We start from the raw sequence: 20,698 nt of genomic DNA, 5'->3' as shown, positions 1-20,698 counted from the left end.
CGCCGCAGCAATTCATAGCGGTTTTGGCGCAAGGGTGTTTGTGACGTTAGGGCCAGAACAGATGCCGGAATAAGTCCAGTCGACTAGAAACTGCGGATCGCCTCGGCGATCTGCTCGATTCCCGGAGCGATGCGTTCGGGTGAGATTGAAGAATAGCCAAGACGATAGAAGTTCCGTGGCCGGTCCGACCCGGAAAAGAACTTCTCACCGGGTTCGATATGGACACTGCGTGCCTGCAGGTCCTGCGCGAGCTGCGTGGTATCAACTTCTTGCGGCGCCTGCATCCACATGGATGAACCGCCCAGAACACCGCGTCCGGCGACGGTTAAACCATGTTTTCCAATTGCCGTCTCAATGGCCTCGCGCCGGCTCTTTAGCGCCGTGGACATACGCCTAATCTGCGCATCGTAATGCCCCAACGACAGAAAGTAGGCCGCTGTGCGCTGAATGTGTCCTGGAGGGTGCCGCAGCACGAGCGAACGTAACGCGCGTGCCTCGCGAATGAAGGCTTCAGAACCAACCATGTACCCAAGCCGCAGGCCCGGAAACAACGATTTGGAGAAGCTGCCGACATAAACGACCCTCCCATCCCGGTCCAAAGATTTCAGCGCCGGGGAAGGGGCGCCGAGAAAGGCCATCTCGAACTCGTAATCATCTTCGACAATGAGCGCATCCAGCTCGCGTGCCCGGTTCAGCAGAGCGTTGCGGCGGTTCAGCGGCATAGTTGCCGTGGTTGGGCTCTGATGGCTGGGTGTGGTGAATATGACGTCGGTTTCAGCTGGGATGTCATCCGGTGGCAGGCCATCCTGATCGACGCGCAATGGGGTCACCTTGCATTCAGAATGAAGCAAAAGATCCCGCAGTGCATAGTAACAGGGATCTTCAATCGCAGCGGTTCGGCTGCGGTTCAGTAATACTCTGGACGCAAGCCAAAGCGCGTTCTGGGCCCCGAGTGTTATCAGAATCTCTTCTGGCCGGGCCGAGATTCCGCGACGCGGCAGTGTATGGCGTGCAATGAACTCGATCAGCAGCGGGTCGTCCTGGTCGACATAATCCCCGGTCAGCGAGTCGAAATCCTTGTGCCCTAGCGCCCGAACCGCGCAAAGCCGCCAGTTGGCGTGGTCGAATAGCGATCTGTCCGCCTGCCCATATATGAACGGATAGCGATAGTCCCGCCAATCGCTTGGTTTTTGAAGGAAGTCCCCGCCGGAATAGTGCCGGGCCAAAGCAGTGCTCCAGTCAACCGATTCATCCCCCCGCTGCAACGGCGTGTATTTTGGCGGCACCGGAGCGTTCTGAGACACAAAGTACCCCGAACGTCCTTTAGCCATCAGGTAATCGTTGGCCAGCAGTTCGGTATAGGCCAGCGTAACGGTGATCCGGCTGACCCCCAGATGCGTTGCCAGTTTGCGGGATGAGGGAAGTTTTTCCCCGACATGAAAACGCCCCGACAATATGCCCTCGGCGATCATCTGCTGAATGCGCGCCTGCAAGGTACCCTGCCCATTGGGGTCAAGAAAGAAGGTGTCCACTGAAATGCCCATATCCGCTTATAGGTTGGACTTAAGGCGTGGGCAATCTGGACTTAAGTGGGAAGGGCGAAAAATTAAGCTGATGCAGTTGACGTGTGATCTCGAATAAACTAAATAACCAGAAATCTAGTTTAATGGAGAAGTAACATGTGGGAAACAGCCGCTGCAGGGTTTTCGGCCATGGGGTCCGAGGCCCGGCTGAAGGTCCTGAAAACTCTGGTCCGCGCGGGTGAGTCTGGGTTGACCGTGGGTGAGATACAGAACCGAACCGGCATCGCGCCCTCGACCCTCGCGCATCACTTGCGTTTTCTGGCCGCCGGTGGAGTGGTCGAGCAGGAAAAAGTCGGTCGTAGCACGATAAACCGTGCGTGTTTCGGCGAGTTGAGAAACCTGGCGCAGTTCATCCTCAGTGAATGCTGCGCGGATGAAGTTGGAAAGGCCGCGAACGATGGCTGAACTCTCGCAAAATCCGAAGGTAACTGCCAAAGGCGCCTTGGACTTGATAAAAACGCCTTGGGCATTGATCGTCGCAATCCTCGCTGCAGTGGCTGTTCTGGACCCGGGCAATTGGTCGGAAGTTGTAACCTTTGCCAGCAAGGCACTGGCCCATACCGGGCAGTATATCCTGTTCGCTGTGCTTCTATTGTCGTACCTCAAGGCTACCGGGGCCGAAGTGATGGTGGCCCGTGCGTTTGAGGGACGCGAAACACGGATGATCTTTCTGGCGGCGCTCTTTGGCGGGCTTGCGCCGTTCTGCAGCTGCGAGGTGATCCCCTTTATCGCCGGTCTGCTGGCCCTCGGGGCACCCCTGTCCGCGGTCATGGCCTTCTGGCTCAGCTCACCATTGATCGACCCTCCGACTTTGTTGATTACCGCAGGCGCGCTGGGTTGGCCTTTTGCGATCGGTAAGGCAGTTGCTGCGGTTTCGCTGGGCCTGTTTGGTGGCTTTGCCGTCCGCGCGCTGATGCGGGGCGGGGCATTCGCTAACCCTCTGCGCGAATACAAACCCGCCGGGTGCTGTGGATGTGGACCCAAACAAGACGACAAGCCTATGTGGAAATTCTGGCAAGAGCCCGAACGTCGTGCACGGTTCCGGACCGAGTTCGTGCACAACGGCCTGTTTCTGCTGAAATGGCTTGCTCTGGCCTACGTGCTTGAGGCGTTGCTGGTCAACTACGTTCCCGCCGATCTGATCGCACGCGCTGTAGGTGGCGAAGGCGTAGTGCCCATTGTTGTCGCAGCTTTGGTCGGGATGCCCGCCTATCTGAACTCCTATGTCGCACCACCCTTGTTGGCTGGGTTGATGGAGCAAGGGATGAGCGCAGGCGCAGCGATGGCGTTCATGGTCGCTGGAGCGGTCAGTTCGATCCCGGCGATGGCCGCAGTGTGGTCGCTGGTCAAGCCGCGCGTCTTTGCGACGTATCTCGGGCTTGGTGTCGGTGGCGCAATTGTCGCCGGGATACTGTTTCAGATGATCTGAACCAAATAATCCGCCCGGCGACAGTGTCGGGCGGATTACCGCAGTAGGGTCTCAGCTCAGCTTGCCGCGCAAAACCGCGGCAGCTTGAACCTGTAGCGAGGTTCGCCGCTTTCGACGTAGACCCGTTTTTCTATACAAGCGCTGGTGCTGACGGTCTGCGAAATGGGCGCTTCGGTCGAGGTAATCGACGTGGCTGTCCCATCCGGCAACCTGACAGAGGCAATGACCCCATTCTTAAGGTCCCCATTGATCGGCGTTGCCGACAAGACCGGGACAGTTAGGAACGAATGATGCTCGTGCTTGCCGTCGTCGCCCAGAAAAAACAACCCGGCGACAATGGCGATCATGACCGCGCCGCCCGCTAGCCCCAGACCCCATGTTCTGAGAAAGGCGTAGACAGTCACAGCACGATGCGGGCCAAGAAGAGCAGACAATACGTTCAGCATAGTTTTCTCATAGTAATCGCCCCGGACCGTTCAGACCGGGGCCATCAACGCATCAAGGGCGCTTGTCGTCTTCTTCATCATCCGCACCGTCGCCTTTGGGCAGGTTGAAGAAGCTGTCGGCGTCGAGGATCGGCTCGTCGTCTTTTTCTTCTTCCCCGTCGTCCGAAAGCGAGAAGGTCTCCAAGCCTTCGATTGCAGTCGGGATTTTGGGTGCAGCGTCCATCTCGAGCGACTGCTCGGTCGATACCAGACGACGGCGCTCATCGTCGCTCATCACACCACCTTCGGCGGCCTTTTTCGCAGCGGCCTTCTGAACAATGGCGTCCAGTTCCGACTGTTTGCAGAGACCCAAAGCGACCGGGTCGATTGGCTGCATGTTCGAGATGTTCCAGTGGGTCCGTTCGCGGATCGATTGGATCGTCGGCTTTGTGGTGCCGACCAGTTTGGCGATTTGACCATCGCTGAGTTCCGGGTGGAACTTGACCAGCCACAGGATCGAGTTCGGACGGTCCTGACGTTTGGACAGCGGGGTATAGCGCGGGCCACGGCGCTTTTCCTCGCCCGAAGCGGCCGGATTGAACTTGAGCTTCAGCTTGTGCAGTGGGTTGTTCTGCGCCGTGTCGATCTCTTCCTGGGTCAGCTGATTGTTTGCGAGCGGGTCAAACCCTTTCACGCCTGCTGCAACATCGCCATCTGCGATGCCTTGCACCTCAAGCTCGTGCATGCCCACGAAATCCGCGATCTGCTTGAAGCTGATCGTGGTATTGTCCACCAGCCATACGGCTGTCGCCTTGGCCATCAGCGGTTTTGCCATCAGCCCGTCTCCTTTGAATACATCTATCCCGTCGCCGGAATTCGGCGGCCCCGAGGTCTTGGGGCAGGTTTCCGTTGTCGGGGAACTTGGGCTGTATATAGTCCCGGCAAGGCAAGAAGGGAAGAGGCGAATGCGCCAGATGAAATTGGGGCTGGTTCTGTGGATATTCAGTGCAATGGCAGCACTTGCCGATGGAGAGAAGGCGGGCGAGTTTGACTACTACGTCCTGTCGCTGAGCTGGTCGCCCAACTGGTGCGCGCGCGAGGGTGACGCACGCGAGTCTGACCAGTGCGATGCACGGCATGACCATGGGTGGATCCTGCATGGTCTCTGGCCGCAATACCATCAGGGTTGGCCTGCCTACTGCCGCACGCCGAAGGCACCACCGACCCGGCGCATGACGCGGGAAATGACCGATATTCAGGGCAGTTCCGGCCTTGCCTGGCATCAGTGGAAGAAACACGGCACCTGTTCGGGCCTTTCAGCGCCTGACTACTTTGCCCTGTCACGTCAGGCGTATGAGCAGGTCAGGCGCCCGGAGATTTTCCGCAAGCTGGATACTTCGGTCAAACTGCCCGCGTCGGTTGTCGAGGACGCGTTCCTGAAAGCCAATCCGGGGCTTGAGCGGGATATGATTACGATCACCTGCCGCGACGGATACATCGAAGAGGTTCGGCTGTGCCTTTCGAACGATCTTGCACCGGTTCCCTGTGGCCGCGACGTGATCCGCGACTGTGAGGCTAAGGACGCGCTGTTCGATCCGATTCGCTAGAGCTTTTTGTTCTGACAATCCCGCGCATATTCCAGCGCCTTGGTCGTACCTTTGAGGTCAATTGCCATCACCGTCTCACCGGCGGGGTTGTAGACGGTCATCGTCTTGTTCTGTGCAATTGCGTTGACAAAACTCCGGTCGGTGAAGAATACCGTCGCGCCCGGCACACGGTCCTTTTTGAACCCGATAGCTGTGGCATCAAAGCTCTTGCCGTCCAGCTCGAACCGGATCGGATAGCTTTGTCCCGGTTCGATATCGCCCCAGGCCTTGTTGTAGACGGTGAAATACCCGCGATTGCCCAGCGCGTCATAGCCCAGTCGCACAACCGAGAGGTCCTGATAGATCGTCTGAATCAGGCACCCGTTGCCAAGCGCGGGGTCCATCATGATGTTCCAGCCTTCGACGAAGCCTTTGTCGACAAGTTCTTGCGACAGGGCAGCGGTTGCGGTGAAGGCGGCGAAGGTGAGGGCGAGAAGGCGGGGCACGCAAAAATCCTTTTGAAATCAAGCTGTCATTTATTCTACCGGCAAACTAGTATGGTCGAATAGCAAAAAATCCAACAAGTTGTGACTGCTTTACAAATTGAATAACTACTTGCACCCGCGTCGTTATTTCGCCGCAATTTGAGCTTTCAGTAGCCGCATGGACCCGTTGCGACGCTTTTCCCTATATGTCTGGCTGATCGTGAGCGACCTACCACTGATAGGTTGGCGGCGATTGCTTCCGGCTTTAGTGCTTATCAGCGTCTGGACTGCTTTAACGTTCTTGCGAGTCCCGGCAGCCAAGTCGTTTGTTTGGGCTTGCGTATTGGCGCAAGTGGCTCTGATCTGGCGAATCTTGCCTACCACCGTGCGCAGGCAGGGAAAGGTCACCAAAGACCTTAGAACCAATATGTGTGTGGTTCTGACAATTTGGCTGAGTGTTCTGGCCGTACAGATTTGTTTTATGAATCCTTTGATCAGCCACCGCATAGTCAGCATCTACTGCGGGCTTTACATCATCGTCATGGTTTACGGCGCGGCTGGTGACGCAGTTTTTCTGGACCGATTTGCCCCGGCACCAAAAGACGCTAAAGTTTCAACCGCATTTCGTGAGAATATTCTGAAATTGCAGGCGTTTGCCGCGTTTCTGGCTCTGATCGTCAACGAAACTTTGGTCAAAATAGAAGCGCCGTTGGGAGCACGTATCGCCACGTTTTCGTTGTTGCCGATCTTTCTGTTTTATTTCTATGGCATCGCATTGCGTTTGACATACCCGCCTCTGGATGAAGAGGAGTAAGGCGGCGACCCTGCCAGAGTTCGTAAAACCGAGAAACAGCGAAGGTATTCGGGCAGTGGTTTGGCCGCAACGGCTTTGCAATCGCCTACAACTCCTTCCGCGCCCTCAATGCCGCTGTAATCGTCCCGTCATCCAGATAATCCAGCTCCCCGCCAATCGGCACACCCTGCGCCAGTGAGGTCAGGCGGACCTGCCCCTCCAACTGATCGGCGATATAGTGGGCTGTGGTCTGGCCGTCGACGGTGGCGTTCAGGGCGAGGATGATCTCGGTGATCCCCTCGGTGGTCACGCGATCCTTGAGGCGGGGAATGCGCAGCTCGTCCGGGCCAACCCCATCCAAGGCGGACAGTGTGCCGCCCAGAACGTGATAGCGGCCTTTGAAGACCCCTGCGCGCTCCATCGCCCAGAGGTCGGCGACGTCCTCGACCACGCATAGCTCTCCGGTTGCGCGGGCTTCGCTGTCGCAGATGTCACAGATATCGGTAGTGCCCACGTTGCCGCAATTCAGGCATTCGCGGGCGGTCGCGGCCACTTGCTGCATTGCGTCCGACAGGGGCGTCAGCAACAAGGCGCGCTTGCGGATCAGGTGCAGGACTGCGCGGCGAGCCGAGCGGGGGCCGAGGCCCGGCAGCTTGGCCATCAGGTCGATCAGAATGTCGATGTCGCTGTTTGAACTCAACGCTCGCGCTCCTGCAAAAGGGCCGGGCTCTTGCGCCCGGCCAATGATCCGTCAGGAGTGTGTATCAGAACGGCAGCTTGATGTCTTTCGGCAAGCCCATGCTTTCGGTCAGCCGACCCATCTCTTCCTGCGAGCGCTCGGCAGCCTTGGACTGAGCGTCTTTGATGGCGGCCAGGATCAGGTCTTCAACCACTTCCTTATCGTCGCCGTTGAAGATGGACGGGTCGATGTCCAGACCTTTCAACTCGCCTTTCGCCGTTGCGGTGGCCTTTACCAGACCTGCGCCGGATTCGCCGACAACCGTCATGTTGGCCAGCTCTTCCTGCATTTCGGTCATCTTGGTCTGCAGATCTTGCGCGGATTTCATCATCTTGGCCATATCGCCCAATCCGCCGAGTCCTTTGAGCATCGGTAATCTCCTGTAAATCGGTTTGTCGACTAAATACGGACGCCAACAGCGCGGCACAAGGGGCCAGAGTTGCTCCCGCCTGTCGTCACGGTCTTTTTCGGGCCCTGTCATCTCGTAGGGTCCGGCAGGGTTTCCAGTTTTCGGGGTGACGGATCAGTCTTCTTCGAACGGGTCCCACTCGTCTTCAACCTCGGGCAATGCCTCGGTCTCAACTTTGGCTGCACGTTGTTCTGGCGTTTCGATCTTAGTGATCTTGGCTTTAGGGAAATGAGCGAAAACCGCCTGCACCAACGGATGTTCCTTGGCCTCGTTTTTCAGCGCTTCTTCGGCCGCGTTCTCTTTTTCATAGATAGTCTCACCGCCGCCTTCATTTACAACCGTCACGGCCCACCGATTGCCCGTCCACCTTTGCATTGCAGATCCAAGCCGCTGGGCCAAGTTGGCCGAGGCGCGCTCGGTGGGCTGAAACTCGATCCGGCCGGGCTGGTAGGCCGCCAGTCTGAGATAGCTTTTGACCTCTTCCAGCAAAACGCCATCTCTGTTTGCGCGGATCAACTCGACCACGTGATCGAAGGTCGGATAGCGCGCCAGCGCGGCCTGAACGTCCTGTGCCAGCGCCGCCGTAGGTCCGCCACCGTTTCCTGTTGTCGTCGCGGCATAGGCAGGTTGCGTCGAGGCTTGCGACGCGGGTGCGGCAGTCCCTGGAATTGCAACCCCGCCGCCGGGACCTCCATTCGGTGGCGGAGGTGTATCTTGAAGGCGTTTCAGCAGTTCCTGCGGACTTGGCAAATCAGCGACGTGGGTCAGCCGGATGACCGCCATTTCCGCAGCCATCATTGCGTTTGGCGCTGCGGACACTTCTTCGAGCGCTTTGAGCAACATCTGCCACATCCGCGTCAGAACGCGCATCGGCAGAGCCTCGGCCATCTGCTGCCCCCGGGCACGTTCGTCGGGGGAAACCGTAGGGTCTTCGGCGGCGTCGGGAGTGATCTTTACGACAGAGACCCAGTGAGTGATCTCAGCCAGATCGCGCAAGACCGCAAGGGGATCGGCCCCTTCGGCATATTGGGCACCGAGTTCGGTCAAGGCTCCAGCCGCATCTCCGCGCAGGATCATGTCCATCAAATCCAGCACCCGGCCCCGATCCGCCAATCCCAGCATGGCGCGTACCTGATCGGCACTGGTCTCGCCTGCGCCGTGTGAAATGGCCTGATCCAGCAACGAGGTCGCGTCGCGCGCAGATCCTTCAGCGGCGCGGGTGATCAGCGCCAGCGCATCTTCGGCGATCTGTGCGTTTTCCGACGCAGCTATTTTGCGCAGCAGGCCGAGCATTTCCTCGGGTTCGATGCGCCGCAGGTCAAAGCGCTGACACCGAGACAGAACCGTTACCGGGACCTTGCGAATCTCTGTGGTTGCAAAGATGAACTTCACATGTTCCGGGGGTTCTTCCAGCGTTTTGAGCAGCGCGTTAAAGGCGCTGGTCGACAGCATGTGAACTTCGTCGATGATATAGATCTTGTAGCGCGCACTGGCGGCACGGTAGCGGACGCTGTCGATGATCTCGCGGATGTCATTCACACCGGTACGGCTGGCGGCGTCCATTTCCATCACGTCGACATGGCGGCCTTCCATGATCGCTACGCAGTGTTCGCACTGGCCACAGGGTTCAGTTGTGGGGCCGCCATTTCCGTCCGGGCCGATGCAGTTCATGCCCTTGGCAATAATTCGCGCCGTTGTGGTTTTACCGGTGCCACGAATACCGGTCATGATGAAGGCCTGTGCGATCCGATCCGCCTCGAACGCGTTTTTCAGCGTGCGCACCATCGCATCCTGGCCAACCAGGTCGGCAAAGGTTTCGGGGCGATATTTGCGGGCGAGAACCTGATAGGCGGGGCTGGGCGTGTCGGTCATGTCTGCTCTGGCGGATTCGAGTTATGCGGCAGCGTAGAGCGCGCTGCCCTCCGCGTCCACCGCAGGTCTGAACGAATTTTGTTTTGGATGTTGGTACGACGGTATAGAACTTGCGGGCACAGCAAATCAGGGGGATCGATGCCGCAGTTTGGAGTTCACACTTTGCAGGTCGGCGGTGGTTCGCTTGCACTGTCACCTATGCCGGGCCGGGGCGGGTTTTATTTGGCCGATCTGAAGGTGATCAGAGGCTGGGCACCGGATGTTGTACTCTCAATGACTACTGCGGCTGAGATGGGGCAGGAAGGTGCGGGGAATTTCGGGCAGGACCTGACGGAACGCGGGATCGAATGGATCCATTTGCCCATCGAGGATTTTGGATCACCGCCGCCTGAAATAACCGAGCGATGGGCCGAGGTCAGCGCAAGAGTTCTGACGACTCTGTCAAATAAAGGCCGGGTTCTGGTGCATTGCCGCGGTGGATGTGGTCGGTCAGGGATGGTGGTTTTGCGTTTGATGGTGGAATGCGGTGAAGCATCAGAGGCGGCTTTGTCCCGGCTCCGTGAAATTCGCCCCTGCGCCGTCGAGACCGACGGGCAGATGCGCTGGGCCATGGGAAAGGCCCGCGCGCATTCTTTGAAATAGGTCAAACTGCCGCGAAAGACTCGGCCCGAGCCGGTTGGCTTGGCGCAAGCGCTACGGCCTCCAGCAACGCGCAAGGCGGGCTGCTGATCGCCTGAGAAGGAAGGGACGTAATTTCCGTGCCAAACATCAGCTCGGCATAGTCGTCCAACGTGTCAGAACCGATCTCGGGGTCTGCGCCGCAATAGACCCGCACCTGATCAGGCCGGGCGCGAAAGCGGGCGGTGCATCCCTTTAGGCAATGCGTCAGGTCGGTGTTGCCCTCGATTTCGAACTCGCGCGTGGTCGCAGGACCTGCGGTCGCTACGGCCTGCACCATTGCACGTGCCATACGGGCAAGTGCGGGGCAGGTTTTGCCCGTGTGCTGGCAAATAGTCGCGGTGAATTGATGTGTGTCAGTCTTCCAGATCATGCTGCGCCCTCCGCGCGCGGGACGAAGGGTGAGAGATAAGGAAAGGAAGCCTCAGAGCTGCCAAACCCTGCCCGGACACCCCGCCCGAGTTTCGGTTTTAGTTTCCGATGGCAGGTCTCCTGACTTGCGGGTCGTTGCTTTGCCGACCTTCCCAACCTTTCGGTCAGTGGTGTTTTGGCATCGCTCGCCGCTTACAGTTGCGGGGGCAGTCGCGGAATTAGTCCGTACCGGGTCAACCGGGTTGGACCGCACCGTGTTCCCTTTTCATCCCGGCCCTTGTTGGAGGGCGCGGAAACCATCACGCAATCGCTAGCGGTTGCGGTGTGACCGAGTCAAGCAGATTGGACATTCATTTGCTCGCTCCATTGCTTCGGCACGGCAAGTGGACGTTTGGTCAACCAAGTCCTGCCTTGACTCGAAACGACAGATAGGGCCGATTGAGGAGGTGAACTGATCGGTTCAGTTGCGACTGGAGAAGAGATGTTAGACGCTCGGCAAACGGTTCTTACCGAGAATATTCGGTTCCCTTCGGCGGCGGCAATGCTGTCGGGCCGCTTGTACCTGCCGGTGTCCGAACCGCAGACAGTCGTTGTTCTGAACAGCGCAACCGGGGTGCCGCGAGACTACTATCAGCATTTCGCCCAATGGCTTGCAGCTGAACAAGGTATGGCCTGCCTGACATATGATTATCGGGATTTCGGCCATTCCCTTGAGGGGCGATTGAAGGACTCAGCGGTCACAATGGCAGATTGGGCCTTGGTCGACATGCCCGCTGCCCGTGCCGAGATGCGGCGACGGTTCCCAAATTCGCAGCATTGGACAATCGGTCATTCGGTTGGCGGAATGCTCGGCCCCGTGCAGCCGGATATAGACGCGATCGACCGGATGATCTGTGTCTGTTCGGGCTTGGTCACGCTGTCGGATCATCCGTGGCCTTACCGCGGGCTTGCCGGATTGTTCTGGTACGGCCACGCGCCTTTGGTCGTGCGCATGATGGGATATTTGCCAGGTAGAGCGCTTGGCTTCGGTTCAGACTTGCCTCCTCAGGTCTACTGGCAATGGCGCAAGTGGTGCACCTCACTAAAAAGCTATGTGCCTGAGGTTGGTACCAGCCTACCGATGGCAAATTGGTCTCGGGCTAGCGGACCGGTTGACCTATTCGCGTTCACTGACGATCAAATGGTTCCACCTGATGCGGTTTGGAGACTGGCCGATCTATACGGACCGGACGCGAAACGTCACCTGATTGACCCTCAAGACTTCGGACTGAGCGGTATTGGCCATATAGGTGTTTTTTCACGTAAAAACGCGACAGTCTGGCCCCGTTTGATCGAAAGGTGAGGGACGCCAAAACCTGGCGCCCCCTCCTGTCAGAATTCGGTGCGCGAAGACTTTCCGCGTGTCACACTCCGCACCATTTTTCCGAATGCTTTATCGCGCGCACGGGCTTGCGCCACGGATTCGGAATTACGCATGTCCTCTCGCCGCAGTTTGCGCCACCGGTCCAGCCGGTCAGGACTCAGAGCACCTTCATTAATTGCGAACAGGACAGCGCAGCCCGGTTCGCTGTGGTGTCTGCAATCGGAGAAGCGGCACTCCTGGGCCAGCTCAACGATGTCTGCAAAGACCTCGTTCACACCTTCCTTGGCGTCCAGTAACCGCAGCGCGCGCATTCCCGGGGTATCGATTAGCCATCCACCGTTTTTCATTCGGTGCAGGGCTCTTGCGGTCGTTGTGTGCCGACCGCGCGCATCGTCCTCGCGGATGCCAGCAGTTGCGTCCTGCGATCCGGTCATGGCATTTGCGAGTGTCGTTTTACCTACGCCGGAAGAGCCGACCAAAGCAGCCGTCTGACCAGACGGGCACCAATCCAGAACGCGCTGTACGTCTTGCGCGTCCAGCGCGTTCACCGGCAGGACGGTCAGAAATGTAGATGTGGCCTGGGCCTGGTTCACATATTGCTCTGGGTCTTTGATGGTATCCGCTTTGGTCAATACGATGACTGGGAAACATCCCGCCTGATGGGCCAGCGCGAGATAGCGTTCCAAGCGGGCGAGGTTGAAATCCGCGTTGCAGGAACTGACGATGAACAGAACATCCACATTGGCGGCGATCAATTGCGCGTCGACCCCGGTTCCGGCAGCGCGGCGTTTTAGCAGGCTGCGACGGTCCAGCAAACGTTTAACTCGGTATTGTGGGTCGCAAAGCACCCAGTCACCAACGGCAAATTCACCAGTCAGGCGATCTCCGGTCAGCAATGGTATTTCGACGCCAGAACATTGTCCGATCAACCGATCACGGTGAACGGCTGTCACGCGGAGAGGAATCAATTTTGGGTCGACCGCGTGTTGCGCGGCAAAATGAGAGGACCATCCAAGGTCCGAAAGGGTAAGAGACATTGGTCTGCCTGTGTTCAGAATCAACAAGCCTTGCGGATGGCGGGCGCGTATCCACTGGCAATGTGTTCAGGCAGTCGGGATGATGGCTAAGATCAGAACCGCGTTGCCTGAAGGGCCATTGCTACAATCATAAAAGCCCTCCTGCGGCTGTGGGGTTCAGGTTGGCACCTTTTCAGGCACTAAGTGAGAGGTTGGACATCGACCCAAGCGGGGCTCGTTGTGGCTGCTTCCTTCCGGACCTGACCAGGTTGGCGAGGCGCTCGCCCGCGCCAACCTCTCGATGATGGATATAGGTGTGTGAAGCGGAAATGACAACCCGTCAGAGCGTCAGTTCAATCTGGAGAAATCCCGCAGAGTTCAAGCCATGTATATGAGGAGTATAAGCAGACAATTCGTCAAGATGCGCCTCGGCACCTGGGCCGGTCTCCAGCATGGCACTGGCTCCACCAAGCGGGGAGAGGCTGAACGGGTTTGGCGTGCGCTCCAAAGGATCGCTCGGCAGCTTTCCGGCTAGGTAATCCCGCAGAATGTCCTGAATAAGCAGAGTCGGCAATTTGATCGGCTGCATCTGTCCGGCCATTGGAAAGTTCCCGCCGCCATTTGCCCGGTAATTGTTTAGCGCGGCGACAAATCTCTGGCTGTCGGTGACAGGACGGCCTTCCAATGTCAGATTGCGGATGCGTGAGGCGGAGAGATCGGCCACACCGCCGGCGGCTGCATACCGGGGCGGCTGGGACAGGTCGATCTGATAGTTCAGCCCGTGAAGCACATCAAAATTGTGACCCGCCCGACCAGGATTTATCAAAGTGTCGCATTGGTCCGCCAAGACTTGATTGTACAGCCCGGCTGACATTTCGAGCCATTCCCGGACCTGAGCACCCGTTACTACCACGGCCCGCACTTCGTTAGGAAAAATGTGGATGTCAGCCACATGTCGCATTGAAATCTCGCCTGCCGGGACGTCGGTGTAATATCTCGGCCCTGCACGACCGCCGAATTTGGCAGGCGCCGAAACTGATATGAGCGGAAGGGATTCCAAGCTTGTCCCTGCCAGAATTGGCCGAACCGCAGCCGCCTGAGCGGCCGCCAGCAGCGCAAGTCCGCGATCAGGGGCGCAAAAACTGAAATAACTGTGAGCCGGGGCAGAGATGCTCCCAACGGGTTCTGCGACGCGGATGCGGGTTGCCGTATGACCCGCAGCGAACAGGCGCATCATCTCAGGATCTTCCGGCACAGGGTCGGCATGATTGGCGGGGTAGGCGGACTGCAGCTCGGCTTTGGCTTTGACGATACGCCAGCTTTCAGCGCCGTCGGGTTCCAGCATCAGGTTGATGACACCCAGATGGGAACCGGCAAACCCTGGCATAACCGTGGGTTTGCCATGCACCAACCCTTTGGTGCCGTCGACATGAGCGATGTTGGCATGCGATTTTCCCGGCAGCGTCAGGTGAGTGTGGCCGGCGATTATGACGTCGATTTCTTTCAAGGCGGCTAGCGGAACGACCGCGTTTTCCAACCCCGCATTAGCCTGCGTTTCGCGCAACCCTGAATGAGCCAGCGCGACGATGATATCGCAGCCCTGTCGACGCAACGCGTTGGCAGTTTCTTTAGCAGCGTCGAGAATGTCGTCGATCTCGACCTTCCCCTCCAGCCGGTGCGCTTCCCATTGAGTGGTCTGAGGGGGCAGGACAGACAGCACGCCGATGCGGATTGGCAAATCGGCGCCGTTCCATTGAACGAAACGATGCAACACCACGCTTTTCCGAGGGTTTTGGGCAGGTGATGTGCGTCTGAGGTTGCTGCTGACCAACGGGCACGAGATTTGGTCGGCAATCCGGTCAATCAGTCGAACCCCAAAATTAAAATCATGATTCCCTAGTCCTACCGCGTCGTAGTCCAACGCGTTGAACGCCCTTGCTATGGGGTGATCTTCCGTCACGTTTTCGGCGGCCCAATCTCCGAACGGTGTTCCCTGAAGGAAATCTCCGTTGTCGAACAATAGGCTGAGCGCGCGCTTCTGCCGGGCCTGTTTGCGCGCTAGGCGGATTAGACTGGCAGTCCGCGTGAAGCCTATTCGGGGGTCTGAGCGATCCGCGTAATAATCGAACCCGGTCAGATTCATGTGAAGATCGCTTGTTGCCAAAATCTGGATATGCGCGACCGGTGACGGTTTCTGATCTGGCGATGTACTAATTGTCAAACTATCAGCTTCGGGATGTTGTTGTACGGTTGAATTCACCAACTAGTAGAATACGTGCAAATTCCGGGGCATTCTTGCGGTCTTTCAACGGCAGCGCTGTTTTGCCGCGCGTTGAAAACACGTTGCGCCTAAGACAAAGACGTGGCAGCCCTTTGCCGACAGGCAGGGAAGGCAGGAATGAAACACGCGGAGCAAGTGACATTTGGCGGATCCGGTCTGGATCGGGCGGCGCTACGTCGCGGCGATGCAGAGCAGCTGGCACAAGCACAGGAAGACCCCTCCGCGCGTTGCCTTTTGTTGTGGCGTGGCAAGCTGCTGGTTCAAGGGGAACACCTGAATCGGCTGTCATTTATTCCAATGAACCATGATTTGTTGCGTGAGGGTCCAGGTGGGGTGGTCGCCTCTCCTATTTTCCTTGGGCAGACAGATCGCAACGCCCCGGTTTTTGCGATGGACATTTCCGGATGGGCGGCGGAAGGGCTGGACTTGACCGGCGTCGGTGATTTTGTCGATCGCACCGAACAGCAGCACCCGGACCTGCCGGAAGGTCACGTTTTTGCCGAGTTGCGCCGCATCATGGCGCGCCTGTCGCCGCGCGATGCGGAACTGGCCGCGACAGCCAAAGCCGTCATCGGATGGCACGAAACGCATAAATTCTGCGCCCGATGCGGGGCCCGCAGCGAAATATCTCAGGGCGGGTGGCAGCGTAGCTGTCCGGAGTGTGGCGGGCAGCACTTTCCGCGCACGGACCCGGTGGTCATCATGCTTATCACGCACGGCAATTCTGTGCTCATGGGGCGTTCCCCCGGCTGGCCCGAGGGGATGTTCTCGTTGCTGGCAGGATTTGTTGAGCCGGGCGAAACGCTCGAGGCTGCCGTGCGACGGGAGGTTATGGAAGAGGCGGGTGTGCCTGTGGGTGCTGTTCGGTATTTGTCCAGCCAACCCTGGCCGTTTCCGGCCTCTCTTATGTTCGGATGTGCGGGTGAGGCGTTGTCGCGCGATATCCAGATCGACCCGGTGGAAATCGAAGAGGCAATGTGGGTCAGCAAGGCCGAGATGATGCAGGCCTTTGCTGGCGATCACCCGAGACTGCTGCCGGCGCGAAAAGGTGCAATTGCTCATTTTTTATTGCAGCACTGGCTTGCGGATACATTGGACTGACGAAACACTGGAGTTAAAATCAAGGACGGCCCGAACCCAAGATGCAGTTTTCAGCACAAGAGGATATTGAAGCTCCGATCGACATCGTGTTCGACATGGTTGCCGACTTCGAGCGGTTTGAGCGTATGGCAATGCGGCGTGGTGTCGACGTGCAGCGCGCGCGCGGACCAGTTCAGCCAGGTGCAGGTACTGTCTGGGAAACCGTGTTCACGATACGTGGCAAGCCGCGGCATATCACTGTGGAAATGACAGATTGCGACCGTCCCGCTTTGATCCGGTTTTATGCTGGCAGCAAGGGTATGAACGGCGCAACAACCATCGAGCTGCTGGCCCTTTCCCAGCGCAGGACACGCCTGAGCATCGATATGTCGTTGACCGCAAAAACTCTGCCGGCCCGGTTGCTACTGCAATCTCTGAAATTGGGACAGTCCCGTTTCCGCCGCCAGTTTCAGCAGCGCCTGGGTGATTTTGCTCGGGAACTGGAAGAACGCCACTTGCACGGGGTGTGAAGTTTGGCTGGCGCAGAAACAGGGGGCAACTCGTGAACGATCTGAACCTCAGACCGGCCGAGGATGGCGATGCCGAGGGTATTTCTTCGGTTCTGCAAAATCTTGTCAAAGCGGGAAAACGGCGGAAGGACAGCGATGTTGACTTCGTTATGGGCCATTACATCCGCCACCCCGACCAAATTCGATGTACAATCGCCGTTGACACGGTTGGGCATATCCTGGGTTTTCAATCTCTCAAGCGAGCCGTTGAAAACAATCCCTACGGTGCGCCGGTCGGATGGGGCGTAATCGGCACGCATATCTGTCCCACGGCGGCGAGAAACGGTATCGGGCGCGCCTTGTTCCAATCTACTTTGGCCGTCGCGCGAGATCAAAACTTACCTGCGATCGACGCGACAATCGGTGCTACCAATGTAGAAGGTTTGGCCTATTACGAGGCCATGGGCTTTAGAGAGTATCGACGACAGCAAGGATCGGTGTCTAAGTCGTTTTCGATCTGATTTTTTGCATCAACCGCGCGGCTGTGCCGCCGGATAGACGCCCAGAATCTCGACATTCGTCGTGAAATGCTCCAATTCGTCCATTGCCAGTTGGACATTCCGGTCATCGGGATGCCCCACGATGTCCGCGTAGAATTGCGTGGCCGTGAACGACCCGTCTAGCATGTAGCTTTCCAGCTTGGTCATATTGATGCCATTGGTGGCAAATCCGCCCATCGCCTTGTACAGCGCTGCAGGAATGTTGCGGACCTGAAACACAAAGCTGGTGATCATTCCATGCTCACCTCGACGCGATTCGTCAGCCTCGCGCGACATGACCAGAAAACGGGTGGTATTGTCGCCGTGATCTTCGATGTGGCGCGCCAGCACATTCAGGCCATAGATTTCACCGGCAAGCTCGCTGGCGAGCGCGGCCGAGTGCTTGTCCCCGACCTCGGCCACCTCGCGGGCCGCACGCGCGTTGTCGGGGCTGACCCGACCTCGAATGCCGTGCTCTTTCAGAAAGCCTTCGCATTGGGGGAGTAGAACGAGATGGGAATGTGCCTCGGTCACGTCGGTCAAAGTTGCGCCGGGCACGCCCAGAAGGTTGATATGCACGCGGACAAAAGCTTCGTCGATGATGTGCAGCCCGCTATGCGGCAGCAGCCTGTGAATATCGGCCACCCGCCCATAGGTGGTGTTTTCTACCGGAAGCATTGCCAGGTCTGCCGCGCCCGAGCGCACCGATTCGATCACGTCTTCGAACGTGCGGCAGGGCAGGGCGTCCATGTCGGGCCGTGCATTGCGGCAGGCTTCGTGGCTGTAAGCGCCGGGTTCTCCCTGAAATGCGATGCGTTTGGTCATTTGGTCGTTTCCGTGCAACAAGTTCTTGATTTGGGCGATTAGTCGCGGTGTCTATACCTTGCCTCTTGCAAGGGGAAGCCTTAGACACCCCGCAGACAGCTGAAATGGACTCGCGATCAATGTTCGACACGATGACAGTTACCAAGGCCGCCGCCGGCCTGTTTGGCACCTTCCTGGTGCTTCTTCTCGCCAAGTGGGGGGGTGATGTCCTCTATTATGTGGGTGGGCATGGTGCCGAAGCCGCCTACGTTATTGAAACCGAAAGCTCGGGCGAGAGCGCTGACGGCGAAGAAGTCGTCTTCGAAGATATGCTGGCCGCCGCCGACCCTGAGAAAGGCGCGCGCGTGTTCCGCAAATGCACCGCTTGCCACAAGCTGGAAGACGGCGCGAATGGCACAGGCCCCTACCTGTACGCGATTGTGGATCGCCCCGTCGCTTCGGCCAAAGGGTTCACTGGTTATTCTGCCTCGATGCAGGCGCACGGCGGCAACTGGACGCCTGAAGCTCTGGATGCGTTCCTGACACGCCCCAGCGCCTATATTTCGGGCACCTCCATGAGCTTTGCCGGTCTGAAAAAACCGCAAGAGCGCGCCGACCTGATTGCGTATCTTCAGACGATCGGCAACTGATCTTTTGATCAGCCTCGACAAGTTTCAAAGCCGCTGCCCTACGCAGCGGCTTTATTTTTGCCTAAGAATAACTTCACAAAGCGTTCACGCATTCTAAACTTGCACCTGACAGTGCTGGTCATTTAGCTGGCGCGCATAAGATAAAGAACGAAACGATCCAGAGGATGAGCCATATGAAACCCCTCCTGCCCGCGATAAGCGTATCGAATGTTCGGTCCTTGGCGGGGGTCTTGGGGATAACGGCTGCGATAGTACTGGGCAGCGGCGGTCTGGCTGCTGCGACTGAGGATAATGTTACGCGCAGTCACGGTTATTCTTATTTTGGCAATCTGGATTACCCAGTGGACTACCCGCATCTCAACTATGTCAATCCTGAAGCGCCTAAGGGTGGTGAGCTTTCACTGGCTGGATCTGGGACGTTCGACTCTCTGAACCCGTATTCACGAAAAGGGCGGGCTGGCGCGCTTACAACTCTGCAATATGATTCGCTGATCGACAGCACGGCAGACAGCGTAGGGCAATACTACGGCGTTCTGGCTGAAAGCATGGAGTACGACGAAGGGCGGAACTATGTGATCTTTCACATGCGTCCCGAGGCGACATTCTGGGACGGCACTCCGGTTACCGCAGAGGACGTAGTTTACAGCCACCGATTGTTTATCGAACAGGGGTTGCCATCTTATGCGCAGGCCGTTGGGAGGATGGTCACGGGTGCCGAAGCGCTGGATGACCACACCGTCAAATTTACCTTCAGCCCCGAAGTGACTCGGCGCGGGCTGATCGAAACCGTCGGATCCACGCCAGTATTTTCCAAGTCATGGTTCGAAGCAGATGAAGAGCGGCGCTTGGATGAACCCAGACTCGAAGTTGCGGTCGGGTCGGGCCCCTACAAACTGGACAGCTACGATATCAACCGCCGTATCGTCTACAAACGTCGCGATGATTACTGGGGGCAGGATTTACCGATCAATGTTGGGCGCAACAATTACGACACGATCCGTGTCGAGTATTTTGCCGACCAGACCGCAGCATTCGAAGGATTCAAAGCCGGTGAATACACTATGCGGATTGAAAGCGATCCGAAGATTTGGGCATCGAACTACGACTTTCCGAAGCTGAGCGAGGGTTCAGTTGTCCGCGATGAAATTACGGATGGCAGCCCACCGACTCCTTCGGGATTTGTGTTCAACCTGGGCAAACCGCAATTCGCCGACAAGAAAGTCCGGCAGGCGATTGCGTTGGCGTTCAACTTCGAGTGGGCGAATGAATCGCTGATGTTTGGTTTGAATTCAGCGCGCAATTCGTTTGTACAGGGGACGCATCTCGAAGCCAAAGATGTACCGGAAGGCGCAGAGCTGGCCTTTTTGGAAACCTTGGGTGACGTTGTGCCGGCCGAAGTTTTGAATGAACCGGCACTTTTGACACATGAATCCAACCCGGCACGTCTGAACGACCGCCGAAATTTGCGCAAAGCATCCAAACTGCTGGATGAAGCAGGCTGGCCGGTGGCCGATGGTAATCTGCGTCGAAACGAACAAGGGCAGACGCTCAGGGTGAATATCCCCTACGCGTCCAGTATCCCAACGTCGACCGCGACGATGATCGAGACCTTCGTACAAAACCTGCAATCGATAGGCGTAGATGCAACTGCGGAAAAGGTAGACCCGTCCCAATACACGCTACGACGTCGAGAGCGGGATTATGACATGGTCTATTCGACCCGATACGGTTCTTTCCTGTCGACGGGCGGCGGTCTGAGTCAGATGTATGGCTCAGAAGAAGCTGCGTTCAGCCTTTTCAACCCGGCGGGATTGGCCAGCCCGTTGGTGGATGCTGTGATCGAGGCGTCTTTCGACACTACTAATCAGGCTGAACAAGACGCCGCCCTTATGGCGCTTGATCGTGTACTGCGTTATGAGTTCTTCGTCATCCCGGATGGCTATGTGGCGGACTACTGGACAGCCTATTACGACATGTATGAATACCCTGAGAACCTGCCTCCATTCACGCTGGGCTACCTGGATCTGTGGTGGGTAAACCCGGATAAAGAGGCCGACCTGAAAGCGAAAGGCGCGCTGCGGTAAC

Annotated in this window: 22 protein-coding genes, 1 other RNA gene and 1 riboswitch; of the genes, 11 read left to right on the top strand and 12 right to left on the bottom strand. The window is 57.7% G+C overall.

The window, feature by feature from the left end:
* Nucleotides 1–83: 83 nt before the first annotated feature.
* The gene (gene pdxR, locus AC2TCY_RS17905; protein ID WP_480849400.1) at nt 84–1,544 is read right to left on the bottom strand and encodes a MocR-like pyridoxine biosynthesis transcription factor PdxR; all 1,461 of its coding nucleotides are present in this window, start codon (nt 1,542–1,544) and stop codon (nt 84–86) included.
* Between the two features lie 135 nt (nt 1,545–1,679).
* On the opposite strand from pdxR, the gene AC2TCY_RS17900 reads away from it, so the two are divergent.
* Together AC2TCY_RS17900 and AC2TCY_RS17895 are read left to right on the top strand one after the other, a co-directional pair.
* A complete protein-coding gene (locus AC2TCY_RS17900) occupies nt 1,680–1,988 on the top strand; it encodes an ArsR/SmtB family transcription factor (protein ID WP_480849398.1) in 309 nt (102 codons plus the stop codon).
* Entirely contained in the window at nt 1,981–3,012 is a 1,032-nt protein-coding gene (locus tag AC2TCY_RS17895; protein ID WP_480849397.1) for a permease, read from the top strand. Before AC2TCY_RS17900 ends, AC2TCY_RS17895 begins: the two co-directional genes overlap by 8 nt.
* Nucleotides 3,013–3,068: 56 nt before the next feature.
* Here AC2TCY_RS17895 and AC2TCY_RS17890 read toward each other — a convergent pair whose 3' ends face one another.
* Together AC2TCY_RS17890 and AC2TCY_RS17885 are read right to left on the bottom strand one after the other, a co-directional pair.
* Nucleotides 3,069–3,458, bottom strand: coding sequence for a hypothetical protein (locus tag AC2TCY_RS17890; RefSeq protein ID WP_480849395.1), 390 nt, complete (start codon nt 3,456–3,458; stop codon nt 3,069–3,071).
* A 52-nt stretch (nt 3,459–3,510) separates the two neighbouring features.
* Entirely contained in the window at nt 3,511–4,272 is a 762-nt protein-coding gene (locus tag AC2TCY_RS17885) for a DUF1013 domain-containing protein (protein ID WP_480849394.1), read from the bottom strand.
* Nucleotides 4,273–4,402: 130 nt separating this feature from the next.
* Here AC2TCY_RS17885 and AC2TCY_RS17880 point away from each other — a divergent pair, with 130 nt between their 5' ends.
* Complete coding sequence (locus AC2TCY_RS17880; protein WP_480849393.1) at nt 4,403–5,044, top strand: ribonuclease T2 family protein; 642 nt, start codon at nt 4,403–4,405, stop codon at nt 5,042–5,044.
* Here the strand turns inward: AC2TCY_RS17880 and AC2TCY_RS17875 are convergent.
* Nucleotides 5,041–5,529: a hypothetical protein gene (locus AC2TCY_RS17875; RefSeq protein WP_480849391.1), complete on the bottom strand. Its 489-nt coding sequence runs from the start codon at nt 5,527–5,529 to the stop codon at nt 5,041–5,043. The two genes, AC2TCY_RS17880 and AC2TCY_RS17875, sit on opposite strands and share 4 nt — an antisense overlap.
* Nucleotides 5,530–5,989: 460 nt before the next feature.
* Here AC2TCY_RS17875 and AC2TCY_RS17870 point away from each other — a divergent pair, with 460 nt between their 5' ends.
* A complete protein-coding gene (locus AC2TCY_RS17870; protein WP_480849390.1) occupies nt 5,990–6,322 on the top strand; it encodes a hypothetical protein in 333 nt (110 codons plus the stop codon).
* An 85-nt stretch (nt 6,323–6,407) separates the two neighbouring features.
* Here the strand turns inward: AC2TCY_RS17870 and recR are convergent, their stop codons facing one another.
* From recR to AC2TCY_RS17855, 3 genes are all read right to left on the bottom strand, one after another.
* The gene (gene recR / locus AC2TCY_RS17865) at nt 6,408–7,001 is read right to left on the bottom strand and encodes a recombination mediator RecR (RefSeq protein WP_480849389.1); all 594 of its coding nucleotides are present in this window, start codon (nt 6,999–7,001) and stop codon (nt 6,408–6,410) included.
* A 64-nt stretch (nt 7,002–7,065) separates the two neighbouring features.
* Nucleotides 7,066–7,410, bottom strand: a complete 345-nt coding sequence (locus AC2TCY_RS17860; RefSeq protein ID WP_480849388.1) for a YbaB/EbfC family nucleoid-associated protein — start codon at nt 7,408–7,410, stop codon at nt 7,066–7,068.
* A gap of 153 nt (nt 7,411–7,563) precedes the next feature.
* Entirely contained in the window at nt 7,564–9,321 is a 1,758-nt protein-coding gene (locus AC2TCY_RS17855; protein ID WP_480849386.1) for a DNA polymerase III subunit gamma/tau, read from the bottom strand.
* Nucleotides 9,322–9,459: 138 nt separating this feature from the next.
* Between AC2TCY_RS17855 and AC2TCY_RS17850 the strand changes: the two genes are divergently transcribed.
* Nucleotides 9,460–9,963, top strand: a complete 504-nt coding sequence (locus tag AC2TCY_RS17850; RefSeq protein ID WP_480849385.1) for a protein-tyrosine phosphatase family protein — start codon at nt 9,460–9,462, stop codon at nt 9,961–9,963.
* Between the two features lies 1 nt (nt 9,964).
* Here the strand turns inward: AC2TCY_RS17850 and AC2TCY_RS17845 are convergent, their stop codons facing one another.
* Nucleotides 9,965–10,372: a hypothetical protein gene (locus AC2TCY_RS17845; RefSeq protein WP_480849383.1), complete on the bottom strand. Its 408-nt coding sequence runs from the start codon at nt 10,370–10,372 to the stop codon at nt 9,965–9,967.
* A gap of 92 nt (nt 10,373–10,464) precedes the next feature.
* Nucleotides 10,465–10,687, bottom strand: a riboswitch (cobalamin riboswitch).
* Between the two features lie 165 nt (nt 10,688–10,852).
* Here AC2TCY_RS17845 and AC2TCY_RS17840 point away from each other — a divergent pair.
* Nucleotides 10,853–11,713 (top strand): alpha/beta hydrolase family protein, encoded by an 861-nt coding sequence (locus tag AC2TCY_RS17840; RefSeq protein ID WP_480849381.1) that lies wholly within the window; start codon nt 10,853–10,855, stop codon nt 11,711–11,713.
* 29 nt (nt 11,714–11,742) lie between these two features.
* On the opposite strand, the gene rsgA is transcribed toward AC2TCY_RS17840, so the two are convergent.
* The 3 genes from rsgA to AC2TCY_RS17825 all read right to left on the bottom strand — a co-directional run bounded on the left by rsgA (nt 11,743) and on the right by AC2TCY_RS17825 (nt 15,010).
* Nucleotides 11,743–12,771: a ribosome small subunit-dependent GTPase A gene (gene rsgA / locus AC2TCY_RS17835; protein ID WP_480849380.1), complete on the bottom strand. Its 1,029-nt coding sequence runs from the start codon at nt 12,769–12,771 to the stop codon at nt 11,743–11,745.
* Nucleotides 12,772–12,952: 181 nt separating this feature from the next.
* Nucleotides 12,953–13,051, bottom strand: an RNA gene (ffs, locus tag AC2TCY_RS17830) — signal recognition particle sRNA small type.
* A 39-nt stretch (nt 13,052–13,090) separates the two neighbouring features.
* Nucleotides 13,091–15,010 (bottom strand): bifunctional 2',3'-cyclic-nucleotide 2'-phosphodiesterase/3'-nucleotidase, encoded by a 1,920-nt coding sequence (locus AC2TCY_RS17825; protein ID WP_480849378.1) that lies wholly within the window; start codon nt 15,008–15,010, stop codon nt 13,091–13,093.
* A 138-nt stretch (nt 15,011–15,148) separates the two neighbouring features.
* Between AC2TCY_RS17825 and nudC the strand changes: the two genes are divergently transcribed.
* Genes nudC through AC2TCY_RS17810 form a run of 3 tightly spaced genes read left to right on the top strand, consistent with a single transcriptional unit; the run spans nt 15,149 to nt 17,141 of the window.
* A complete protein-coding gene (gene nudC / locus AC2TCY_RS17820) occupies nt 15,149–16,132 on the top strand; it encodes an NAD(+) diphosphatase (RefSeq protein ID WP_480849376.1) in 984 nt (327 codons plus the stop codon).
* Between the two features lie 41 nt (nt 16,133–16,173).
* On the top strand, nt 16,174–16,641 hold the full coding sequence (locus AC2TCY_RS17815) for an SRPBCC family protein (protein WP_480849375.1): 468 nt from the start codon (nt 16,174–16,176) through the stop codon (nt 16,639–16,641).
* Between the two features lie 32 nt (nt 16,642–16,673).
* Nucleotides 16,674–17,141 carry an N-acetyltransferase family protein gene (locus AC2TCY_RS17810; RefSeq protein WP_480849374.1) on the top strand — a complete coding sequence of 156 codons (468 nt, stop codon included), beginning with the start codon at nt 16,674–16,676 and terminating at the stop codon, nt 17,139–17,141.
* 9 nt (nt 17,142–17,150) lie between these two features.
* Here the strand turns inward: AC2TCY_RS17810 and AC2TCY_RS17805 are convergent, their stop codons facing one another.
* Entirely contained in the window at nt 17,151–17,984 is an 834-nt protein-coding gene (locus AC2TCY_RS17805; RefSeq protein ID WP_480849372.1) for a prephenate dehydratase, read from the bottom strand.
* 119 nt (nt 17,985–18,103) lie between these two features.
* Here AC2TCY_RS17805 and AC2TCY_RS17800 point away from each other — a divergent pair, with 119 nt between their 5' ends.
* Nucleotides 18,104–18,613, top strand: coding sequence for a c-type cytochrome (locus AC2TCY_RS17800; RefSeq protein WP_480849640.1), 510 nt, complete (start codon nt 18,104–18,106; stop codon nt 18,611–18,613).
* A gap of 173 nt (nt 18,614–18,786) precedes the next feature.
* Nucleotides 18,787–20,697, top strand: coding sequence for an extracellular solute-binding protein (locus tag AC2TCY_RS17795; RefSeq protein WP_480849371.1), 1,911 nt, complete (start codon nt 18,787–18,789; stop codon nt 20,695–20,697).
* Nucleotide 20,698 lies beyond the last annotated feature (1 nt).

The sequence above is a fragment of the Ruegeria sp. HKCCD7181 genome (genome assembly GCF_057221055.1).
The sequence above is the reverse complement of the archived record's forward strand: the minus strand, read 5'-3'. Positions and strand labels throughout refer to the sequence as shown.

Coding starts and splice junctions, on each gene's coding strand:
- pdxR (WP_480849400.1), bottom strand. CDS start 1,544: ATGGGCATTTCAGTGGACACCTTCTTTCTTGACCCCAATGGGCAGGGT.
- AC2TCY_RS17900 (WP_480849398.1), top strand. CDS start 1,680: ATGTGGGAAACAGCCGCTGCAGGGTTTTCGGCCATGGGGTCCGAGGCC.
- AC2TCY_RS17895 (WP_480849397.1), top strand. CDS start 1,981: ATGGCTGAACTCTCGCAAAATCCGAAGGTAACTGCCAAAGGCGCCTTG.
- AC2TCY_RS17890 (WP_480849395.1), bottom strand. CDS start 3,458: ATGCTGAACGTATTGTCTGCTCTTCTTGGCCCGCATCGTGCTGTGACT.
- AC2TCY_RS17885 (WP_480849394.1), bottom strand. CDS start 4,272: ATGGCAAAACCGCTGATGGCCAAGGCGACAGCCGTATGGCTGGTGGAC.
- AC2TCY_RS17880 (WP_480849393.1), top strand. CDS start 4,403: ATGCGCCAGATGAAATTGGGGCTGGTTCTGTGGATATTCAGTGCAATG.
- AC2TCY_RS17870 (WP_480849390.1), top strand. CDS start 5,990: ATGAATCCTTTGATCAGCCACCGCATAGTCAGCATCTACTGCGGGCTT.
- AC2TCY_RS17860 (WP_480849388.1), bottom strand. CDS start 7,410: ATGCTCAAAGGACTCGGCGGATTGGGCGATATGGCCAAGATGATGAAA.
- AC2TCY_RS17855 (WP_480849386.1), bottom strand. CDS start 9,321: ATGACCGACACGCCCAGCCCCGCCTATCAGGTTCTCGCCCGCAAATAT.
- AC2TCY_RS17850 (WP_480849385.1), top strand. CDS start 9,460: ATGCCGCAGTTTGGAGTTCACACTTTGCAGGTCGGCGGTGGTTCGCTT.
- AC2TCY_RS17845 (WP_480849383.1), bottom strand. CDS start 10,372: ATGATCTGGAAGACTGACACACATCAATTCACCGCGACTATTTGCCAG.
- AC2TCY_RS17840 (WP_480849381.1), top strand. CDS start 10,853: ATGTTAGACGCTCGGCAAACGGTTCTTACCGAGAATATTCGGTTCCCT.
- rsgA (WP_480849380.1), bottom strand. CDS start 12,771: ATGTCTCTTACCCTTTCGGACCTTGGATGGTCCTCTCATTTTGCCGCG.
- nudC (WP_480849376.1), top strand. CDS start 15,149: ATGAAACACGCGGAGCAAGTGACATTTGGCGGATCCGGTCTGGATCGG.
- AC2TCY_RS17815 (WP_480849375.1), top strand. CDS start 16,174: ATGCAGTTTTCAGCACAAGAGGATATTGAAGCTCCGATCGACATCGTG.
- AC2TCY_RS17805 (WP_480849372.1), bottom strand. CDS start 17,984: ATGACCAAACGCATCGCATTTCAGGGAGAACCCGGCGCTTACAGCCAC.
- AC2TCY_RS17800 (WP_480849640.1), top strand. CDS start 18,104: ATGTTCGACACGATGACAGTTACCAAGGCCGCCGCCGGCCTGTTTGGC.
- AC2TCY_RS17795 (WP_480849371.1), top strand. CDS start 18,787: ATGAAACCCCTCCTGCCCGCGATAAGCGTATCGAATGTTCGGTCCTTG.